The 19,657-nt window shown below is 57.2% G+C and carries 18 protein-coding genes and 2 pseudogenes; 9 read left to right on the top strand and 11 right to left on the bottom strand.

Going from position 1 to position 19,657, the window contains the following annotated elements:
* Positions 1-46 precede the first annotated feature (46 nt).
* The 4 genes and pseudogenes from ACQY4M_RS05745 to ACQY4M_RS05730 form a co-directional block, all read left to right on the top strand.
* Positions 47-1,894 carry a glycosyltransferase gene (locus ACQY4M_RS05745; protein ID WP_428541924.1) on the top strand — a complete coding sequence of 616 codons (1,848 nt, stop codon included), beginning with the start codon at positions 47-49 and terminating at the stop codon, positions 1,892-1,894.
* 44 nt (positions 1,895-1,938) lie between these two features.
* Positions 1,939-2,361: pseudogene (locus ACQY4M_RS05740) on the top strand (IS1595 family transposase); the annotation flags it as partial.
* A gap of 100 nt (positions 2,362-2,461) precedes the next feature.
* Positions 2,462-3,688 carry an IS256 family transposase gene (locus ACQY4M_RS05735; RefSeq protein ID WP_428539582.1) on the top strand — a complete coding sequence of 409 codons (1,227 nt, stop codon included), beginning with the start codon at positions 2,462-2,464 and terminating at the stop codon, positions 3,686-3,688.
* A 49-nt stretch (positions 3,689-3,737) separates the two neighbouring features.
* Positions 3,738-3,935, top strand: a pseudogene (locus tag ACQY4M_RS05730) (IS1595 family transposase); the annotation flags it as partial.
* Positions 3,936-3,944: 9 nt separating this feature from the next.
* On the opposite strand, the gene ACQY4M_RS05725 reads toward ACQY4M_RS05730, so the two are convergent.
* A complete protein-coding gene (locus tag ACQY4M_RS05725) occupies positions 3,945-4,604 on the bottom strand; it encodes a GntR family transcriptional regulator (RefSeq protein WP_428541921.1) in 660 nt (219 codons plus the stop codon).
* Positions 4,605-4,706: 102 nt separating this feature from the next.
* Between ACQY4M_RS05725 and ACQY4M_RS05720 the strand changes: the two genes are divergently transcribed.
* Complete coding sequence (locus tag ACQY4M_RS05720) at positions 4,707-5,357, top strand: pyrimidine 5'-nucleotidase (protein ID WP_428541918.1); 651 nt, start codon at positions 4,707-4,709, stop codon at positions 5,355-5,357.
* A gap of 185 nt (positions 5,358-5,542) precedes the next feature.
* Here the strand turns inward: ACQY4M_RS05720 and ACQY4M_RS05715 are convergent.
* A protein-coding gene (locus tag ACQY4M_RS05715) for an IS3 family transposase (protein ID WP_428541915.1) occupies positions 5,543-6,675 on the bottom strand; the annotation gives its coding sequence in 2 pieces (ribosomal slippage) (positions 5,543-6,423 and positions 6,423-6,675; 1,134 coding nt in all).
* 157 nt (positions 6,676-6,832) lie between these two features.
* Here ACQY4M_RS05715 and ACQY4M_RS05710 point away from each other — a divergent pair.
* Both ACQY4M_RS05710 and ACQY4M_RS05705 read left to right on the top strand, forming a co-directional pair.
* The gene (locus ACQY4M_RS05710; RefSeq protein WP_428541912.1) at positions 6,833-7,054 is read left to right on the top strand and encodes a hypothetical protein; all 222 of its coding nucleotides are present in this window, start codon (positions 6,833-6,835) and stop codon (positions 7,052-7,054) included.
* Between the two features lie 295 nt (positions 7,055-7,349).
* Positions 7,350-8,282 (top strand): patatin-like phospholipase family protein, encoded by a 933-nt coding sequence (locus tag ACQY4M_RS05705; protein WP_428541909.1) that lies wholly within the window; start codon positions 7,350-7,352, stop codon positions 8,280-8,282.
* Positions 8,283-8,362: 80 nt separating this feature from the next.
* On the opposite strand, the gene ACQY4M_RS05700 is transcribed toward ACQY4M_RS05705, so the two are convergent.
* From ACQY4M_RS05700 to ACQY4M_RS05690, 3 genes are all read right to left on the bottom strand, one after another.
* On the bottom strand, positions 8,363-9,493 hold the full coding sequence (locus ACQY4M_RS05700) for an aminotransferase class V-fold PLP-dependent enzyme (protein ID WP_428541906.1): 1,131 nt from the start codon (positions 9,491-9,493) through the stop codon (positions 8,363-8,365).
* A gap of 149 nt (positions 9,494-9,642) precedes the next feature.
* Positions 9,643-10,104 (bottom strand): Lrp/AsnC family transcriptional regulator, encoded by a 462-nt coding sequence (locus tag ACQY4M_RS05695; RefSeq protein WP_428541903.1) that lies wholly within the window; start codon positions 10,102-10,104, stop codon positions 9,643-9,645.
* 193 nt (positions 10,105-10,297) lie between these two features.
* The gene (locus ACQY4M_RS05690; RefSeq protein ID WP_428541900.1) at positions 10,298-10,753 is read right to left on the bottom strand and encodes an Lrp/AsnC family transcriptional regulator; all 456 of its coding nucleotides are present in this window, start codon (positions 10,751-10,753) and stop codon (positions 10,298-10,300) included.
* 139 nt (positions 10,754-10,892) lie between these two features.
* Between ACQY4M_RS05690 and ilvC the strand changes: the two genes are divergently transcribed.
* Both ilvC and ACQY4M_RS05680 read left to right on the top strand, forming a co-directional pair.
* Positions 10,893-11,915, top strand: a complete 1,023-nt coding sequence (gene ilvC / locus ACQY4M_RS05685; protein ID WP_428541897.1) for a ketol-acid reductoisomerase — start codon at positions 10,893-10,895, stop codon at positions 11,913-11,915.
* A gap of 70 nt (positions 11,916-11,985) precedes the next feature.
* Entirely contained in the window at positions 11,986-12,900 is a 915-nt protein-coding gene (locus tag ACQY4M_RS05680; RefSeq protein ID WP_428541894.1) for a DMT family transporter, read from the top strand.
* Between the two features lie 63 nt (positions 12,901-12,963).
* Here the strand turns inward: ACQY4M_RS05680 and glmM are convergent, their stop codons facing one another.
* The 6 genes from glmM to ACQY4M_RS05650 form a co-directional block, all read right to left on the bottom strand.
* Complete coding sequence (gene glmM, locus ACQY4M_RS05675) at positions 12,964-14,307, bottom strand: phosphoglucosamine mutase (protein WP_428541891.1); 1,344 nt, start codon at positions 14,305-14,307, stop codon at positions 12,964-12,966.
* Positions 14,308-14,309: 2 nt separating this feature from the next.
* The gene (folP, locus tag ACQY4M_RS05670; RefSeq protein ID WP_428541888.1) at positions 14,310-15,314 is read right to left on the bottom strand and encodes a dihydropteroate synthase; all 1,005 of its coding nucleotides are present in this window, start codon (positions 15,312-15,314) and stop codon (positions 14,310-14,312) included.
* 68 nt (positions 15,315-15,382) lie between these two features.
* Positions 15,383-16,514 (bottom strand): IS3 family transposase gene (locus tag ACQY4M_RS05665; protein WP_428541885.1). Its coding sequence is split into 2 segments (ribosomal slippage): positions 15,383-16,244 and positions 16,243-16,514, totalling 1,134 coding nucleotides; the frame shifts between segments, so codons are not numbered across the junction.
* A gap of 172 nt (positions 16,515-16,686) precedes the next feature.
* On the bottom strand, positions 16,687-17,730 hold the full coding sequence (locus ACQY4M_RS05660) for an IS5 family transposase (protein WP_428539227.1): 1,044 nt from the start codon (positions 17,728-17,730) through the stop codon (positions 16,687-16,689).
* A 52-nt stretch (positions 17,731-17,782) separates the two neighbouring features.
* The gene (locus tag ACQY4M_RS05655; protein WP_428541882.1) at positions 17,783-18,748 is read right to left on the bottom strand and encodes a dihydroneopterin aldolase; all 966 of its coding nucleotides are present in this window, start codon (positions 18,746-18,748) and stop codon (positions 17,783-17,785) included.
* 38 nt (positions 18,749-18,786) lie between these two features.
* Entirely contained in the window at positions 18,787-19,497 is a 711-nt protein-coding gene (locus tag ACQY4M_RS05650; protein ID WP_428541879.1) for a cell wall hydrolase, read from the bottom strand.
* Positions 19,498-19,657 lie beyond the last annotated feature (160 nt).

Here is a 19,657-nt window from a genome sequence, read left to right as displayed (position 1 = left end):
CCAGCAACCCCGCCCGCAGGACCAACCGGCGGCGCAGGCACAGCGGGTGCCGATTGGATCGTTGCTGGTGCAGTCCGGTGCGTTGCGGCAGGATGATCTGTTAAAAGCCGTAGCGCTGCGCAACCGCGAAGAGGCGCTGCTGGGGCAAATTATGGTCAGTCACGGCATGATTTCCGAGGCTGATCTCTATGGTGCGCTGGCACAGCAATTCGGGGTTAGATTGGCGGATTTGCAGCAAACCCCGCCGAATCCGCGTCTGAAGGATGTGATTGATCCCGCGTTATCCCTGAAGGAAAAAATCGTTCCTTGGCAGGATGTTGGCGGCGCTACTGTATTCGCCACCGCCCGTCCGGACCGGTTCGAGCATTTGCGCGATGGCTTCCCGCCAGAACTGGGCAAAGTGCTGATGGCGATTGCGCCCGAGCAGGATATCGATCAGGCGCTAAGTGATCTGCATCGCGCCCAACTGGTGGACAAGGCCGAAACGCTGGTGTCCGAAACCGAAAGCTGCCGCACTTGGGATGCGGGCAAAATGACCCGCTATACCGCTGCTTTTGTCCTTGTGTTGCTGGCCTGTGTTTTGCTGGCGCCCACCGCCAGTTTCACGGCCCTGTGCGGTGTGGCGATCCTGACCCTGCTGTTCAATATGGGGCTGAAGCTGGCCACATCCATCAGCCAGATCCACCCCTTCATCCGCCGCCACCACAGCAAAACCCCGCCCCTGCCACCACGCACCGAAAGTTTCCGTTTGCCCACCGTGTCAATCATGGTGCCGCTGTTCAGGGAGCGCGAGGTCGCCAGCCGCCTGATCACGCGCCTGAAACGCCTGAACTACCCGAAAGAGCTGCTGGATATCTGTCTGGTGGTCGAGGCCGACGATGACACCACCCGCGAAACCCTGCGCCGCACCCATCTGCCGCATTGGGTGCGCGTGACCGAAGTGCCCGCCGGCACCGTGCGCACCAAACCGCGGGCGATGAATTTCGCGCTGGATTTTTGCCGTGGCTCGATCATCGGGGTTTATGACGCCGAAGACGCCCCGCACCCCGACCAGATTCACCAGATCGTGCGCCGGTTCCATGAACGCGGGTCGCAGGTGGCCTGTTTGCAAGGGCTGCTGGATTTCTATAACCCGCGCACCAACTGGCTGTCGCGCTGTTTCACGGTGGAATACAATACATGGTTTCGCATGTTCCTGCCGGGTCTGGAGCGGCTGGGCTTTGCCGTTCCACTGGGCGGCACTACACTGTTTTTCCGCCGCGATGCGCTGGAAAAACTGGGCGGTTGGGACGCCCATAACGTGACCGAAGACGCCGATCTGGGCATCCGTCTGGCGCGCCACGGGTATCGCACCGAAATCGTGCATACGGTGACCGAAGAAGAGGCAAACTGTCGCGCGTTCCCGTGGATCAAGCAGCGGTCGCGCTGGTTAAAGGGCTTTGCGATGACATGGGCCGTGCATATGCGCAACCCGTTGAAATTATACCGCGATCTGGGTGCGCGTAAATTCCTTGGCGTGCAAATCCTGTTCCTTGGCACATGGTTTCAGGCGTTGCTGGCCCCGCTGCTGTGGTCATTCTGGCTGATCCCGCTGGGGCTGGGCCATCCGATGCTGTCCGTGGTTCCCGCACCCGCATTGATGACCCTTGGTGCAACCTTTTTGCTGGCCGAGGCCATCACCATATCCGTCAGCGCCTTTGCGGTGTCAGACAAGAAGCACCGCTATCTGATCCCTTGGGTGCCAACGCTGCATTTCTATTACCCGCTGGGCACTTTGGCGGCCTACAAGGCGTTTTATGAACTGCTGACCCGCCCGTTCTATTGGGACAAAACCAGCCATGGTATTTTCAAACGCACCGAAGCGTTGGAAACGGCCACGCTACAGGATATCTGAGGGGGCTGACCCAGATAACCTAAAAAGAGGTTATGATGGGAAGCATGAGAAAGAGTCGCCTGAGCCACTACAAGCAAGACCGTCTTACGGAGCATTTTGTTTCGGGATCGACAGCACGAACAGCAGCCAGTTTGTGTGGTGTAAACCGCAAGACCGCAGCGTTTTATTTTCTACGCCTGCGCGAGATAATCGCCTATGAGCTGGAGGCGGAAAGCCAAGCTATGTTCGGCGGAGAAATAGAAGTGGACGAAAGCTACTTTGGCGGCAAATGCAAAGGTAAACGCGGGCGTGGTGCGGCAGGTAAAATTCCCGTTTTTGGTATATTAAAAAGGGGTGGGAAGGTTTACACCAAGATCATCCCGGACGCCAAATCCGCCACTCTGATCCCGATCATAGAGCGCAAAGTCGTGCCGGATTCCATCGTCTATTCCGATTGTTGGCGCGGTTATAATGTGCTGGATGTGTCAGGGTAGTGTCGCGAGTTTGGTGGAAATTCGAGGACGGCGTAATCTCCGGGTGCATCGAAGCCACCCAACCGGCGGCTGGAACCGCCAAGGAGATCACGCCATGACAAAGAATACAGCAACATCGACATCCGCGCTACTGGCCAATGAAGCAGGCTATGACCCGATTGAAGACCGGCTGCGCCAGAACATCCGCGCGACGATCGAGGCGGTTTTCGAAGAGGAGCTGGAGCAGTTTCTGGGCCGTTGCCGGTATGGCCGCAGCGGCGGGGCAAAGGCCGGATACCGCCACGGGCATCGCGAGCGGCAACTGGTCGGAACATTTGGAACCGAAACGGTGCGCGTGCCGCGTGCGCGGATCACAGGCGAGGCCGGCAAGGCCAGAGAATGGCGCTCGAAGGCATTGCCCCGCTACCAGCGGCTGACGAAGAAGGCCGAGGCGCTGATCGCTGCTGTCTACCTTTCGGGCACCAACACACGGCGGGTAAAACGCGCCCTGTTCGGCCTGTTTCAGGGGGCGGTCAGCAAGGATGTGGTGAGCCGCGCCTGGCGCAAGGTGAAGGTGGACTGGCAGGCGTGGTGCGCCCGCAGCCTTGCGGATGAAGACATCGTGCGGCTGATCCTGGACGGCACCGTGATCAAAACGCGGATTGACAGGAAGGCCACCAATATCTCGGTTCTGGCCGCGATTGGCGTGCGCCGGGATGGGCAGAAGGTCTTGTTATCACTGATGAACATGGGCGGCGAAAGCACCTCCGCCTGGCGTCAGTTCATCAACGATCTGGATGCGCGCGGGTTGAAACGGCCCGAATTTGTCATCGTGGACGGGGCACCGGGACTTGAGGTCGCTCTCATTGCCCTCTGGGGTGAAGATCTGCCGATCCAGAGGTGCACGGTGCACAAGCACCGCAACCTTCTGGCCAAGGCACCCAAGCGTATGCATGATGAGTTGACAGAAGATTACCGCGACATGATCTACGCCAAAACACCCGAGGAAATCGCCACCCGCCGCAAGGCATTTCTGCGAAAATGGCGGCTGAAATGCAAGGCCGTCGCTGACAGCTTGGAAGAAGCAGGAGATAAGCTTTTCACCTTCACGCGTCTGCCACAAGGCCAGTGGAAATCGGCCAGAACGACAAATGCGATCGAACGCCTGAACGAGGAATTCCGCCGCCGCATCAAGACCCAGACCGTGCTGCCATGCGCCGAGACCGTGCCGATGCTGCTTTGGGCTCTGATGGCCTCGGGGCAGATCGTCATGCGAAAGGTCGATGGCTGGGAAACGCTCGCTCAGCCCGTCGCCGACGCAACCCTTGACCAAGCCGCCTGACCGGCGCATAACTCAACCCGCTCGGAGGTGCCTGAAATCAATTTCCACCACTTTCGAGACACAACCTGTGTCAGACTTCCACCACTTTCGCATCAACCATTCCAAGCGCCACATGCGCCGATTTAACGGTGTCCCCAAGGCCCAATTTGGGCTATATTTGAAGGAATGCGAGTGGCGTTTCAACAACAGTGACCCTTCAGCTCAGTTATTGCAGCTAAGACAATGGGTTAAGCGTTACTTGAAGTAGTTATCTGGGTCAGCCCCTATCTGAGAATTCCGGCTGGCCCGCGTCCAGTTCCAGACGGGTTTCAAACGCCTTGGAGATATGGGTTTTCAACGCAGCATAGGCCGCATCGCCATCTGTGTTTTCAATTGCACTGACAATCGCGTCATGTTCGGCCAGTGACCCTTCGCTACGCCCCTCGACCGCCAGCGATGTGGTAGCCAGCAGCGCCATCGTGCGATGCACAAGGTCCAGTTGCAGCACCAGATAGCGGTTATGCGAGGCCAGATGGATCTGTTTGTGAAACCGCCGGTTCGCCCGCGATAATGCTTCGGGATCGTCCACCAGCTTGCGATCATCCTCGACCATCTTGCGCAAAACGCGCACCTCTTCGGGCGCCGCATGTTGTGCCGCCAGGCGCGCCGCCAGCCCTTCGAGTTCGGATCGCACCGCATAGAGTTCGGCCAGTTGGTTATGGTCCAGAGACGCGACAATCAGGCTGCGCCCGTCGCGGATCAGCAAGGCTTGCGTTTCCAGCCTTTGTAGCGCCTCGCGGATCGGGGTGCGTGATACGCCGAACCGTTCAGCCAGTTCGCTTTCCACCAGCCGGCTTCCGGGTTTGTAGACCCCCACATCAATCGCTTCCAGGATCAGCCCGTAGGCGTCTTTGTTCTGGGGCCGAATCTCGCTCATTGTTTGTCTCCGAAACTGATTGCCCGCACCCTAATCCCGCGACGCCCCTGCAATCAAGCAAATGCGTTGAAACATCGTCCGCCGCGCCCTATGGATGGCACTATGGTTGCCAAACGCTTTTCACATGTTCGCCACTGGGTCTTTGATCTGGACAACACGCTGTATCATCCCAGCGCCCGTCTGTTTGACCAGATCGAGGTGAAGATGACCGAATATGTGATGCAGTCCCTGAATGTGGACCGCACCAAGGCGGATCATCTGCGCCGCCATTACTGGCATACCTACGGCACCACGCTGGCCGGTCTGATGCGCGAACATGATGTTGATCCGACGCCTTACCTGACCCATGTGCATGAAATCTCGCTGGATCATCTGGAACGGGACGACGCACTTGCCGCCGTAATCTGTGCCCTGCCGGGGCGCAAGATCGTCTATACCAATGGCTCGGCCCCTTATGGGGAACGGGTGCTTGAGGCGCGCGGCCTGGCGGGTGTGTTCGATGCGATTTACGGGGTCGAACACGCGGGGTTTCATCCAAAACCGGACCGTGCGGCGTTTGAAACAGTGTTTGCAACAGACGGGGTGAACCCGAAAACCGGCGCGATGTTCGAGGATGATACCCGCAATCTGGCTGTGCCGCACGAGATGGGGATGCAATGCGTCCATGTCGCGCCCGAAAGGGCCGAACCGGCCCCGCATATCCATCACCATACCAACGATCTGGCAGGTTTTCTTCAAACTCTCCGTAAATAAAGCGTTCCGACTTAATATTGGGTCATGCCCTGCCAGTGAACGCCATTGCTGCGCAATCACTGCCTCACTGGCAGGGCATGACAAGTGTTTCACTGAAAAGTCGAAACGCTTTAGATGCGTCACTTAGAGGTGGTCCCACTTTTTTGACCAGTCAGCAGCCAGTTTAAGATGGATCAGGGTTTCATTTAGGCTGCCAAACTCATTGGTTTTGTTTTTCTGTCATAGGCTTCATCCGGGGTCAATATTACGTGGGTGGAATGCGGGCGCTCGGTGTTGTAGTAAGCCAACCATTTCCCGATCCCGGCGCGGGTCTGCGAACCCGTTTCAAATGCGTTGAGGTAAATGCATTCGTATTTCAAGGATCGCCAAAGCCGCTCGATCATCCGGTTATCGACCCAGCGACCTTTGCCATCCATCGAGATTTTCACGTCGGCTTCTTTCAGCGCCTGCGTCCATTCAAACCCGGTGAACTGGCTGCCCTGGTCGCTGTTCATGATATCGGGCTTGCCGTATTTGGCCATAGCCTCTTTCAGGGCTTCAACGCAAAAATCTGCCTCCATGCTGTTTGACAATCTCCAGCTCAAAACCTTGCGGCTGTGCCAGTCCATGATCGCGACCAAATAGAGGAACCCGCGCTGCATCGGAATGTAGGTGATATCTACGCACCACACATGGTTTGGACGATCAATCGTCAGGTCTCGCAGCAGATACGGGTAGATCTTATGCTGCGGATGTTTCTTGCTCGTGTTGGGCGTCTGGTAGATCGGAACCAACCGCATCAGCCGCATCAAACGGCGGACCCTGTGGCGACCACACTTGTAACCTTGGCGCTGCATGTGCCGGGCCATTTGCCGTGATCCATACCACGGCGTCTGCAAGAATTGCTTGTCGATTATTGTCATGAACCGCAAATTTTCAGCACTTTCGCCTTTTGGCTGGTAATACAGGTTCGAGCGCGCCAGAGAAAGTAGCCCGCATTGTCGTCGCACACTCAGATCATGCTCACGGCTCACCATTTTTTGCCTCGCTTCCCGAGCAACTGTTGCGAGGCGTTGGCTAAAAAATCCCGTTCCACGACCAGCTGACCAATCTTGGAGTGCAGCTTCTCAATCTGGGCTTCATCAACCCGATCAGGATCACGGCCCCGTCTGGAAAATGCCGTGGCCATGTTTTCAATCGCTGCTCGTTTCCATGTGCCAATCTGGGTTGGATGCACACCATACTTCTTCGACAGCTCCGCCATCGTCATTTCCTCGCGGATTGCTTCAAGCGCAACGCGGGCTTTGAATTCGGGAGAATGGTTCTTTCGTTTCGTCATTTTGAATCGTCTTTCTCATAAGTCGATCCACCTTAACAACTGGTCCGAATTTCCGCGACCACCTCTATTTGGCACTGCGCGAATATACACATCGTATCTTTACCCTTTCCGCATCATATACCGCAGCCAGAGAGCAAACAGGAGAATCCCGATGGACATGAGCCAACACCCCGCGGTAGCGGACGATACCTTTGAAACTGTAACCAAGAATGACGTGGCCGAAAAACGGGCAACAAATATCACCTATGCGGCGATCGTTGCCATCCTTGGCGGTTGGGCAACGTCCAGCGCGTTATTCGGTCTTGCCGGATTTATCGTTCCCGCTGTGGCCGCTGTTCCTGTGATCTTTGTGATCATGGTCCTGCTGACACTGGGCTGAATATACAAGGGGTTGGCATACCCGGGCGGTGGGGTTCATGGACCTATGCCTTGGGAATTTGCAGTTGATCGTTGTTCTTCTACGGTTAATAAATGACCGGTTGCAGGCCGTGGCCGGTGTTTACGCCCCGATCCAAGGGCGTCCTTGCGCGGATCAATAGCCATTTGTGGCAAGGCAGGATATACAATAACTGTTATGGTGCCGGAAAGCGCCAAATACCGCGCAGGTCAACCGGTATTCATTTCTCGATGTTACTGCGCCAAGCAGCTGTGGTGCCTGTCAAAAGAGGAAATCTATGCCAAAACCAAAACCGAAAATCGGTATTGCTCTGGGTAGCGGTGGTGCCCGGGGCTGGATACATGTCGGCGTTTTACAAGCCTTGAAAGATGAAGGGTTTGAACCGGATATCGTAGCCGGATGTTCCATGGGGGCGCTGGTTGGGGCGGCTTTTGCCGCTGGCTGGCTGGACGAACTGGAAGAATGGGCTGTTACGATCACCCGCAGTGATATTGTCCGTCTGCTGGATATCAGCCTGTTGAATGGTGGTTTGATTGACGGCTCTCGTGTCATGGAGTTTTTACGTGGCTTCAAAGGGGATGCTCTTATTGAGGATCTGGAAAAACCTTATATGGCCATTGCCAGCAATCTGACGACAGGGCGGGAAGTATGGCTGAGAGAGGGGTCGATTTTTGATGCGGTCAGGGCCTCGGTTTCTATCCCCGGTTTTTTGCGGCCGTATAATCTGGACGGTAAATGGTTGGTCGATGGCGGTTTGACCAATCCGGTTCCGGTCTCGGCTTGTCATGCTCTCGGGGCAGATTTTATAATTGCCGTGAATCCCAATGCAGATATCCTGAAATATGTACAAGAAGGAAATGACAAGAAAACCAAACCCGACCCTTCGGAAGGGCCCCATACAGAACTTATGAGGCGGATGCTTGATACAGTTCCTGTCGCAGTCAAAGAGCGGATCAAAGCCATGACCCCCGGATTTTTGACGGCAAATACAAAACCCATGGGTTATATGACAGTGCTGTCGTCCTCTATTGACATCATGACCGACCAGATTATGCGAAGCCGACTGGCTGGCGAACCCCCGCATATTATGCTGGATCCGCAACTTGGACCATTTGGCACGATAGAATTCAATCGTGCAGCAGAAGCGATTGCCGAAGGGCGCAGAATTGTTCAGGAAGCCCTGCCATTTTTATATCGCCGGTTAGGATGAATGGCATCAGGCCCAAAAGGGTCAGGTATAGTATTCTGTGAAACTGTTGCAGATGTTTCTTGCCTGCAGCAACCTTTCGCTTATTTCAGCACCTGATCCAGCGCCGCTGTCAGCCGCGCCACGCTGGCGTCCACATCATATAATTTGTCCAGCCCGAACAGGCCCAGCCGGAAGGATTTGTAATCCGGCCCCTCGTCACACATCAGCGGCACACCGGCGGCAATCTGCACGCCAAGGGCGGCGAATTTCTTGCCGGTCTGTATCTCGGGATCATCGGTATAGCTGACAACCACCCCCGGTGCGCCGAACCCTTCGGCGGCGACCGATTTGATGCCACGATCGGCCAGCAACGCCCGCACGCGGTTGCCCTGTTCCCATTGCGCATCGCGCAATTTGTCAAAGCCGTAGTCGCGGGTTTCCAGCATGGTGTCGCGGAACGCCTTTAGCGCATCCGTGGGCATGGTGGCGTGATAGGCGTGGCCGCCACCTGTATAGGCCTCCATGATGGTTAGCCATTTGCCCAGATCCAGCGCAAAACTGGTGGATTGGGTTTCCTTGACCCGCGCGTGTGCCGCATCATTCAGCATCACCAAACCGGCCGAAGGTTGCGCCGACCAGCCCTTTTGCGGTGCCGAAATCAGAACATCGACACCGGTTTCCTTCATATCTACCCATGCACAGCCAGAGGCGATGCAGTCCAGCACGAACAAGCCGCCGTATTCATGCACAGCATTGCTGACGGCCTTCAGATAATCATCCGGCAGGATGATGCCCGAGGCGGTTTCCACATGCGGGGCGAATACCACATCGGGGCGCTCCTCGGCGATCTTGGCAACCACATCGCCAATCGGGGCGGGGGCAAAGGGGGCGTCAGAAGCATTGCCGACCCGTCGCGCCATCATCACGGTTTCGGATGCCGGTATCTGACCCATTTCGAAAATCTGCGACCAGCGGAAGGAAAAGAACCCGTTGCGCACAACCAATGTCTTTTTGCCAGTCGCCAGTTGCCGCGCCACGGATTCCATCGCATAGGTACCGCCACCGGGGACAACGACCACATGACCGGCGTTGTAAACATCCTGAAGCGTGGTCGAAATATCGCGCATCACCTGTTGAAAAGCAGCGGACATGTGGTTTAGCGAGCGGTCGGTGAATACGACCGAAAATTCAAGCATGCCATCGGGGTCTACATCGGGCAAAAGGGCTGTCATGGGGTATCCTCTGGTTGTTTATGGACTTGTTATCGCGCCAAAGAACGCTTGGCAAAACCTATCTGCCCTTTGCGCGCCTGTCCCGCACTTGATGCGGGGCCTTCTGCAACGACCAAGAGGCCCCGCATCAAGTGCGGGACAGCATAGCTCTATCCCAGCGGGCCGGGCCTGCGTTCTTCGCTTAGCAGCACATTGGCCTCGACATCGCCAACCCCCGGCAATGTCATGATCCGGCGGCGCAGCACACGTTCAAAATCGGAAATATCGCGCGCCACCACCCGCAGGCGGTAATCATACATCCCCAGCACATGCTGCACCCGTTGCACCTCGGGAATGGCGGTCACCGCGCGCTCGAAATCCTCAAGCGACACGCGGCCCTTGGTGGCCAGCTTCACCCCCAGAAACACGGTAACGCCAAAGCCAACGGCTTCGGCATTCAGCACCACGCGGCGACCTTTTATGATGCCGGTGTCTTGCAGTCGCTTGATCCGACGCCACGTTGCGGGCTGGCTTAGGTCAAAACGGCGACCCAAGGCACCAGCGCTGGTGGTGGCGTCTTTGGCAAGGGCGCGCAGCAGGTTGCGGTCAGTTTCGTCGAGAGAAATTGACATTAAGACCCTCCGTCACGGTCAAAGAGATAAGGGCAGCGCCCGACCCTGGGTGGGCGCGCATACGGTTTATGAGGCGAGGCGGGGAAAATCATTGCAAGCATTTCATTGGGTGCAGCGTTGCAAAAAGCGCCCTCCCGTGGGGAGGGTCGGGCGCTGCCCGGCGGTGCCGCCGGGCGAAAGGGTTGAACATACATCATACCGGCAGCACCTCGCCCGATTTGATCGTTGCGATATGCATCAATGCCTCGATATCCGCGATATGCGGCAGGGTCAGGATGCGGGTGCGGTACAGGTCCTGATAATGCGCCATGTCGCGGGCCAGCACGTTCAGACGCACGTCAACACGGCCCAGAAATGTCTGTATCTCGATCACCTCGGGCACCTTGCGGGCCTCGGTCAGGAATTCGTCAAACGCCCCGCGCTGGGTTTTGTCCAGGGTAAAGCGTAGCGACACCTCGACCGCATAGCCCAACGCCTGCCAGTCGATCACTGCCTGTTGCCCCAACAGCACCCCGCCCGCCCGCAGCTTTTCCAGCCGCCGCCAGCAAACAGCCGCACTGACGCCAGCCCGCACCGCCAGTTCGGCTGTGGGCAACGCGGGGTCGGCCTGCATGTGGCGCAGGATGCGGCGGTCGGTGTCATCAAGCATGATAATTTGTATATTTAATTGTTCTGCGAATGATTATTCCTTGTTACCAGAAAAATACATCACAATAAACCACCTTATTCACCAAAACCCGCATATCACAGCCTTAATCCAACCCGTTCCAAACAAAAGGATGATACTTATGCGCGTTTATTATGACCGCGATTGCGATGTGAACCTGATCAAGGGCATGAAAGTGGCGATTCTGGGTTATGGCTCCCAAGGCCACGCCCATGCGCTGAACCTGCGTGATTCCGGCACCAAAGAGGTTGTCGTCGCACTGCGCGAAGGCTCGCCCAGTGCCGCCAAAGCCGAGGGCGAAGGTCTGAAGGTGATGGGCATTGCCGAAGCCGCGGCCTGGTGCGACCTGATCATGTTCACCATGCCCGACGAACTGCAGGCCGACACCTACAAGAAATACGTCCATGACAATCTGAAAGATGGTGCAGCGATTGCTTTTGCCCATGGTCTGAACGTGCATTTCGGCTTGATTGAGCCCAAACCCGGCGTTGACGTGATTATGATGGCCCCCAAAGGCCCCGGCCACACCGTACGCGGCGAATATACCAAAGGCGGCGGTGTTCCCTGTCTGGTGGCGGTTGATCAGGACGCCTCCGGCAAGGCGCTGGAAATCGGCCTGTCCTATTGCTCGGCCATTGGTGGCGGGCGCTCGGGCATCATTGAAACCAACTTCCGCGAGGAATGCGAAACCGATCTGTTTGGCGAACAGGCGGTTCTGTGTGGCGGTTTGGTTGAACTGATCCGCATGGGCTTTGAGACACTGGTCGAGGCCGGTTACGCACCGGAAATGGCCTATTTCGAGTGTCTTCACGAAGTGAAACTGATCGTCGATCTGATCTATGAAGGCGGCATCGCCAACATGAACTATTCCATCAGTAACACGGCGGAATACGGCGAATATGTTTCCGGTCCGCGCATCCTGCCCTATGACGAAACTAAGGCGCGGATGAAGGCGGTTCTGACCGATATCCAGAACGGCAAATTCGTGCGTGATTTCATGCTGGAAAACGCCGTTGGCCAGCCGTCGTTCAAGGCAACGCGCCGTCTGAATGACGAACACCAGATCGAACAGATTGGTGAAAAGCTGCGCGATATGATGCCGTGGATTTCGGCCGGTAAAATGGTTGACAAAGCCAAGAACTAGGCGTCTTTTCCATATCTTACCAAAGGCGCCCCGACCTTGGGGCGCCTTTTTTTTCAGGGATAGATCAAAGATGGAAGCAGGGCTGATCAACTGGCTGCGCCTTTGCGCGCTTGGCATTATCTGGGGGTCGTCATTCATGGCCGTCACCGTGGCCATTCGCGGGTTTGGCCCTGTTACGGTTGCTGCCGGGCGGATTGCGCTGGGGGCTGTGATCCTGCAAATCCTGATCCGTGTGATGGGGGTGAAACTGCCCACGATGCGCGGGCCCGAGGGGCGCAAGGTCTGGCTGGCCGCGCTGGGGTTTGGCATTTGCTCGATGGCGCTGCCGTTCTTTTTGCTTAGCTGGGGGCAGGGCTATGTGACGTCGGGTTTTGCTGGGGTTACCATGGCCGCTGTGCCCCTGCTGGTGCTGCCGCTGGCGCATTTCCTGATCAGGGGTGAACAGATGACCGACCGCAAGGTTTTCGGCTTTCTGATCGGATTTGCCGGTGTGGTGGTGCTGATCGGGCTGGATGCGTTCAAAAGCAGTGGTTTGGGGCTGGAACCGCTGGCGCGACTGGCCTGTTTCGGGGCGGCGGCCTGTTATGCCTTTGGCAGTATCATCACCAAACTGGCCCCAAGGGTAGACCCGTTTGCCTTTGCCGCGACGGCCACAACATTGGCGGCGCTGATCATCGTGCCGACTGCAATCGTTCTTGAGGGAATCCCGCAAGAGTGGCCAACGGTTTCGCTGATGGCGGTGCTGTATTTGGGTATCGTGCCAACGGCCCTTGCCAACCTTCTGCTGGTCTCGGTCATCCGCAGCGCAGGCCCGTCGTTCATGTCTCTGGTCAATTATCAGGTGCCGGTCTGGTCCGTGATATTCGGCGCTTTGTTCCTGTCGGAAACCCTGCCGACGCGCATATTCATAGCCTTGGGGCTGATCCTGACAGGATTGGCCATCAGCCAGCGTTGGAAAAGGCGCGGCGCGTTGTCCCGGACCTGATCCGGGACCTTTTGCCGGTTTTGCCTTATCCACGAGGTCCCGCATCAAGTGCGGGACAGGTTATTAGACCGCCCGTTCCACAGCCGTAACGATGTCGCCGATCACGGCATCCAGCAGCGCCTGATCCTCGCATTCGCCCATCACGCGGATCAGGGGTTCGGTGCCGGATTTGCGGATCAACAAACGACCGTTGGCCTTCAGCTTTTCCTCGCCCGCTGCAATCGCCGCCTTGACGGTCTCGGTGCTTAAAGGTTCCTGACCGGCGGCATAGCGCACATTGGTCAGCTTTTGCGGCACGGTTTCAAAGCTTTGTGTCAGTTCGCTGGCCGGTTTGCCGGTGTCCACCATCGCCGCCAGAAACTGCAATCCGGCAATCAGCCCGTCGCCGGTGGTGGCATAATCGGTCATCACGATATGGCCCGATTGCTCGCCGCCCAGATTCCAGCCGTTTGCCCGCATCGCCTCGACCACATATCGGTCGCCGACCGCTGTGCGGTGCAGGTTCAAACCCTGACCTTGCAGATAGCGTTCCAGCCCCAGATTGGACATCACCGTAGCCACCAGAGTACCGCCCTTCAGCGTATCATTGGCGGCCCAGCGACTGGCCATCAGTGCCATGATCTGGTCACCATCCGCCACCTGTCCGTTTTCATCAATGATCATCACGCGATCTGCGTCACCATCCAGACAGATGCCCATATCGGCGCCATGCTGCACCACCGCTTCGGCGGCGGTTTGCGTGTAGGTCGAGCCACATTCCTGATTGATATTGAACCCGTCCGGCGACACCCCCACGGGGATCACCTCGGCGCCCAGCTCCCACAGAACTTCGGGCGCAGCGCGGTAGGCAGCACCGTTGGCGCAGTCCACAACCACCTTCAGCCCCGCCAGACCGCCCAGCACCGGAAAGGTGGTTTTGGCATATTCCACATAGCGCCCGCGCGCGTCATCAATCCGTTTGGCACGGCCGATATTCTGGGGCTGGGTCGGCTCAATCGTGCCGGCCAGAATGTGTTCGATTTCATCCTGTGCCTCGTCCGACAGTTTGAAGCCGTCGGGGCCGAAAAACTTGATGCCGTTGTCCTGATGCGGGTTGTGGCTTGCGGAAATCATGATGCCCAGATCAGCGCGCATGCTACGGGTCAAAAAGCCAACGGCGGGGGTGGGCACCGGTCCCAGCAGCAGCACATTCATCCCCGTGCTGGCCAGCCCTGCGGTCAGTGCGTTTTCCAGCATATAGCCCGACAGACGGGTATCTTTACCGATCACAACGCGGTGGCGGTTTTGCCCGTCCGTGCGGAAATACCGCCCCGCCGCCGCGCCCAGCTTTAGCGCAATTTCGGCGGTCATCGGATAGCTGTTGGCGCGTCCGCGCACCCCGTCGGTTCCAAAAAGTTTGCCACTCATTATCACTGCCCCCGTATTGCTGTTTGCAGGCTGAGCGCCTGCTTTGTGGCCTGTATATCATGGACCCTGACCATCTGAACACCCTGCGCCACTGCGTCTAACGCCACGGAAACCGACCCCGATACGCGGTCTTTTGCCGATTGGGCGCCCGATATGACACCAATGAATTTTTTGCGTGAGGCCCCCAGCAGGATCGGACAGCCAAGCGCGTGAAACAGGCTGATGTCACGTAGCAGGGTCAGATTGTGCTGCATGGTTTTGCCAAAACCGATGCCGGGGTCAATCATGATACGGTTGCGCGGGATGCCGGCGGCTACAGCGTTTTCAATCCGTTCGGACAGGAAGTCGTAAACGTCCAGCAATGCGTTGCTGTAGTCGGGATTGTCCTGCATGGTTTTCGGATCCCCCTGTGCATGCATCAGGCACAGGGGCGCGTTGCTTTGTGCTGCCACATCGGCCAGCGCAGGATCATGGGTGAAGGCCGCCACATCGTTGATCAGGTTTGCGCCTGCCTCTAACGCCGCCTTGGCCACGGGGGCTTTGCGTGTGTCGATGGAAACGGGCGTGGTCAATGCGGCGCGAATGGCTTTGATAACGGGGGCGGTGCGGCGGATTTCCTCGTCCACCGGCACAAAATCCGCACCGGGGCGGGTGGATTCGCCGCCGATGTCAATCATATCAGCGCCTTCTTCAACCATCTTAAGGGCATGGGCCACGGCGGCGTCCGGTGCAGTGAAATCGCCCCCGTCCGAGAAACTGTCAGGCGTCACATTCAGGATGCCCATGATGCGCGGGGCATCAAAGGTCAGCCCCGCCATCGGGGCGCGGGGGGCGGTGATCCGCTCCAGCACATCGGCGGGAATGTCGGCTATCCCCACCAGTTCGCGAGCACCATCCCGCGTGATGCGTTCGGCGCGGTCGAACCAGCACCAGCCACCGGCAATGGATCGGGCATTGGCAGGGCGGGTGGCGTCCTGCATCGGGATCGGGCGGAAATAGGCGGTCATGTGAAATCAGAGGTGGTCCCACTTTTTTGACCAGTCAGCAGCCAGTTTAAGATGGATCAGGGTTTCATTTAGGCTGCCAAACTCATTGGTTTTGTTTTTCTGTCATAGGCTTCATCCGGGGTCAATATTCCGTGGGTGGAATGCGGGCGCTCGGTGTTGTAGTAAGCCAACCATTTCCCGATCCCGGCGCGGGTCTGCGAACCCGTTTCAAATGCGTTGAGGTAAATGCATTCGTATTTCAAGGATCGCCAAAGCCGCTCGATCATCCGGTTATCGACCCAGCGACCTTTGCCATCCATCGAGATTTTCACGTCGGCTTCTTTCAGCGCCTGCGTCCATTCAAACCCAGTGAACTGGCTGCCCTGGTCGCTGTTCATGATATCGGGCTTGCCGTATTTGGCCATAGCCTCTTTCAGGGCTTCAACGCAAAAATCTGCCTCCATGCTGTTTGACAATCTCCAGCTCAAAACCTTGCGGCTGTGCCAGTCCATGATCGCGACCAAATAGAGGAACCCGCGCTGCATCGGAATGTAGGTGATATCTACGCACCACACATGGTTTGGACGATCAATCGTCAGGTCTCGCAGCAGATACGGGTAGATCTTATGCTGCGGATGTTTCTTGCTCGTGTTGGGCGTCTGGTAGATCGGAACCAACCGCATCAGCCGCATCAAACGGCGGACCCTGTGGCGACCACACTTGTAACCTTGGCGCTGCATGTGCCGGGCCATTTGCCGTGATCCATACCACGGCGTCTGCAAGAATTGCTTGTCGATTATTGTCATGAACCGCAAATTTTCAGCACTTTCGCCTTTTGGCTGGTAATACAGGTTCGAGCGCGCCAGAGAAAGTAGCCCGCATTGTCGTCGCACACTCAGATCATGCTCACGGCTCACCATTTTTTGCCTCGCTTCCCGAGCACTGTTGCGAGGCGTTGGCTAAAAAATCCCGTTCCACGACCAGCTGACCAATCTTGGAGTGCAGCTTCTCAATCTGGGCTTCATCAACCCGATCAGGATCACGGCCCCGTCTGGAAAATGCCGTGGCCATGTTTTCAATCGCTGCTCGTTTCCATGTGCCAATCTGGGTTGGATGCACACCATACTTCTTCGACAGCTCCGCCATCGTCATTTCCTCGCGGATTGCTTCAAGCGCAACGCGGGCTTTGAATTCGGGAGAATGGTTCTTTCGTTTCGTCATTTTGAATCGTCTTTCTCATAAGGGAACCTCTGTAAATTCCCGTTTTCGCCTTCTTCGCGGCGGGGTGGACGGTTTTTCGCCTGTCCCGCCTGATTGCTTCGGATCATAAACCCATTTTCACCGGTTTCAAGCCGGTTTTGGGTATTTCAGGCACACCTCACCCCATGAACCCTTATCCCGGCGCCGCCAGGCCGCATTCGAACTGGACGAAGCGCTTCATGTTGTAGACCAGGTTCATCATCCCGATGCGAAATCGCGCCCGCTTCAGGCCGATGGAGCGGATCAGCTTGCCGCCCATGGAGCGCTCCTGAAAAGCGAATACATGCTCGACCCGGACCCGCACTTTCGAGCGCCTCCGGTTGGCCTTTTGCTGGCGCTCGCCAAGCGGCTTGCCGCGCCTGCCCTTGTGATGGATATGGCTGTGAAGCCCCCGCTCTTCCAGCTCGCTTTCGATCTTTTGCGAGCGATAGGCGCTGTCGGCCCACAGGTCCGATGAGGTGTTGCTCGCATCAATCAGACCGGCAAGCGCCTGGCTGTCATGCACGGCGGCATCGGTGACATCATAAGCGCGGATGAATTTGTGCCGCCGGTCGACATTGATGTGGTTCTTGTAGCCGTAATAGCTCTTGCCGTGCTTCTTCGTCCAGCGCGCATCCACGTCCTTCTGGCGCTTCTTGTGGGGTTTTTCCTCCCACTCTTCAGGCGTTTCGCCCGCCTTGATTTTCTCGTTCTCGTCCCTTTTGTTGTGCTGGCGCGGCGCCGGAACGATGCTCGCATCAACAATCTGCCCGCCCATCGCCAGATAGCCCTTTTCGCGCAGAAAGGCATCGAACTTGTCAAACAGCTCCTTCATCTTCCCGGCCCCGGCCAGCCTTTCACGGTAGGCCCAGATGGTCTTGGCGTCAGGTACGCTGTCTTCAATGCCAAGGCCGAGAAACCGCATGAACGACAGGCGGTCGCGGATCTGATACTCGATCTGATCGTCAGAGAGGTTGTAGAGCTGCTGCAAAACCATCGTCTTGAATATCAGCACCTCATCCCAAGGCGGGCGGCCAGCGTTGGATTTGCGCTGTTCGGGCGGCGTGCGCCATATGGCCTTCAGCTCGTCCCGGTAATCCTCGAACGGCACCATGTCGTTGAGCAACACCAGCGGATCACCAGATTTGTCCAGTCCCGCGTATCGGCTGGAAAGATCAAAAAATCCCATCTGACCCATGACAAAACCCCGTCGGTCGAATCATTTTCATCCTGATGACGATTCTACCCCGTCAGGCCGGATTTTGGGGGATTTTTAGAGGTTCCCATAAGTCGATCCACCTTAACAACTGGTCCGAATTTCCGCGACCACCTCTATCTTCGGGCTTTGAAGGATCAAACCCGCCTTTGCCAACCACCACCAGACGGGCAGCGTCCATCTGTTCGGCCAGCCAATGCGCCAGCGCCAGACCATCCGCAGCGGCGGGCGGACCATCCACCGCGTCCAGCACGATCTTGGACGGCGCCCAGACGCTCAGATTGCCTTGCTTCATCGCCCAGTCCAGTTCGGTGCGGCTGTCAATCACCACGCAGCGGTCGTCTTTGCTGGCCAGCAACCATGCGTTTTGCTCGATCTCCAGCAGATCAATCCGTCGCTGGGTCGGGCCGTGGCCGGTTTGCAGGGGTGCATCGTCGGGCAGGCCAACGCAGATGATTGCGGGGGTGTCCTGTGCGGTGAGTGTATCGATCCAGTCGCGCAGGGTGTCGCTGTGCAGGGCGGTATTGTCCAGATAGGCGATCAGCGGGTGCAGCGGGGTGTCATCGGAAACGTCAATATCACCGGCCCGTTTGCGCACGATTTCAACGCCCAGGGCGCCGGGGCCGCGATCCAGTTTTTCGATTCGTACAAAAACCCGCATCGCTTGGGGTTCATGCAGGATACGTTCGGCCACCCGTTCGGCCAGTGTTTCCAGCAGGTTCAGACGTTCTGCGGCCAGTTCATGGGCAATCGCTTCGGTCAGGGTGTCATAGGACAGGATGCGATCCACATCATCGTCCAGCGGCTCGGGCGCAGGCGAGACCTCGACCACCACGTCAAAACGCAGCCGCTGGGTGGTGCCGCGTTCCACCTGAAAGGCACCGATTTCGACTTCGGTCAGGTGATCGCGCAGGGAAATGCGGTCGGGGATGTCGGGGTCGGCCATCGCATGCGCACGCATTTCCAGCGCACCAAAGGCAAGACCTGTATCATTGCTCATCTGCAAATCCTAGAACAGGAACGGTTTTCGTTGCCTGTCTAGCGGTAAAAGAAGTGTCCGTCGATACTGGCTGTTCGGGTAAATTTACGCGACCAGCGCGGGCGGACCGAGCGATTATGGTAATAGGTTGCCCCGACGGTCAGATTTCGCGGCGCACCATCCAGAAGGGCGCGGGCGATTTTGCCGACGTTGTTATAGGCGGCAGGTTCGTTCACCACTTCGGCCTTGCCATCGCAGGTATAGGAAAACTGGCACTGGTTGCGTTTGCCGGTGCCCTGATTGACCACGGCACAAACCGTGTTCGGGAAGCGGTTGGAATCAACACGATTCAGGATGACTTCGGCAACAGCGAATTGTCCTTGGACGCTTTCGCCACGGGCCTCAAAATACAGTGCTTGCGTTAGGCATTCCCATTCGGCGCCACCGCTGGCAACCGGCTGACTGTTCAGCCATTCGCGAGTATAGCTGATTTTCGGGATGTTTGGGGTTTCACCACGTTTCACCGGCCGCAGGCTGATCTTGGGCGCCGCTGTGATGACGCGCATGCGGTCGATATTGATCTGGCGAAGGGCCTGATGTTCCTGTCCCAGTAGATTGGTTAGCTGATTGTTTAAATCCGGTTTTTGTTCAGCGCCCGGGTCAGTGGATGTGCTTAGCCGCATGTCGGCGTAGGCCGATCCTGCTGCATTTACCAAAGCAAAGGCGAAGACCCAGACCGCAGTCTGGAAAAATTTAATATAAGACCGCATAACATTCCCAAATCAATACTGTTCGTGTCGGATCCAGCCCCCAGGCCGCGATCGTCAGAGGTCATACTCCAACGGGACATACGAGTCCATACCTTGTGGTAATTTGGCAACAATGCTGGGTTGTGGTCGGGATTGTATTTAGGTCCAAGTCATGTAGCAA

The sequence above is a fragment of the Profundibacter sp. genome (assembly GCF_965277155.1).
Taxonomy (GTDB): Bacteria; Pseudomonadota; Alphaproteobacteria; order Rhodobacterales; family Rhodobacteraceae; genus Profundibacter.
This window is presented reverse-complemented; position numbering and strand designations above follow the sequence as displayed.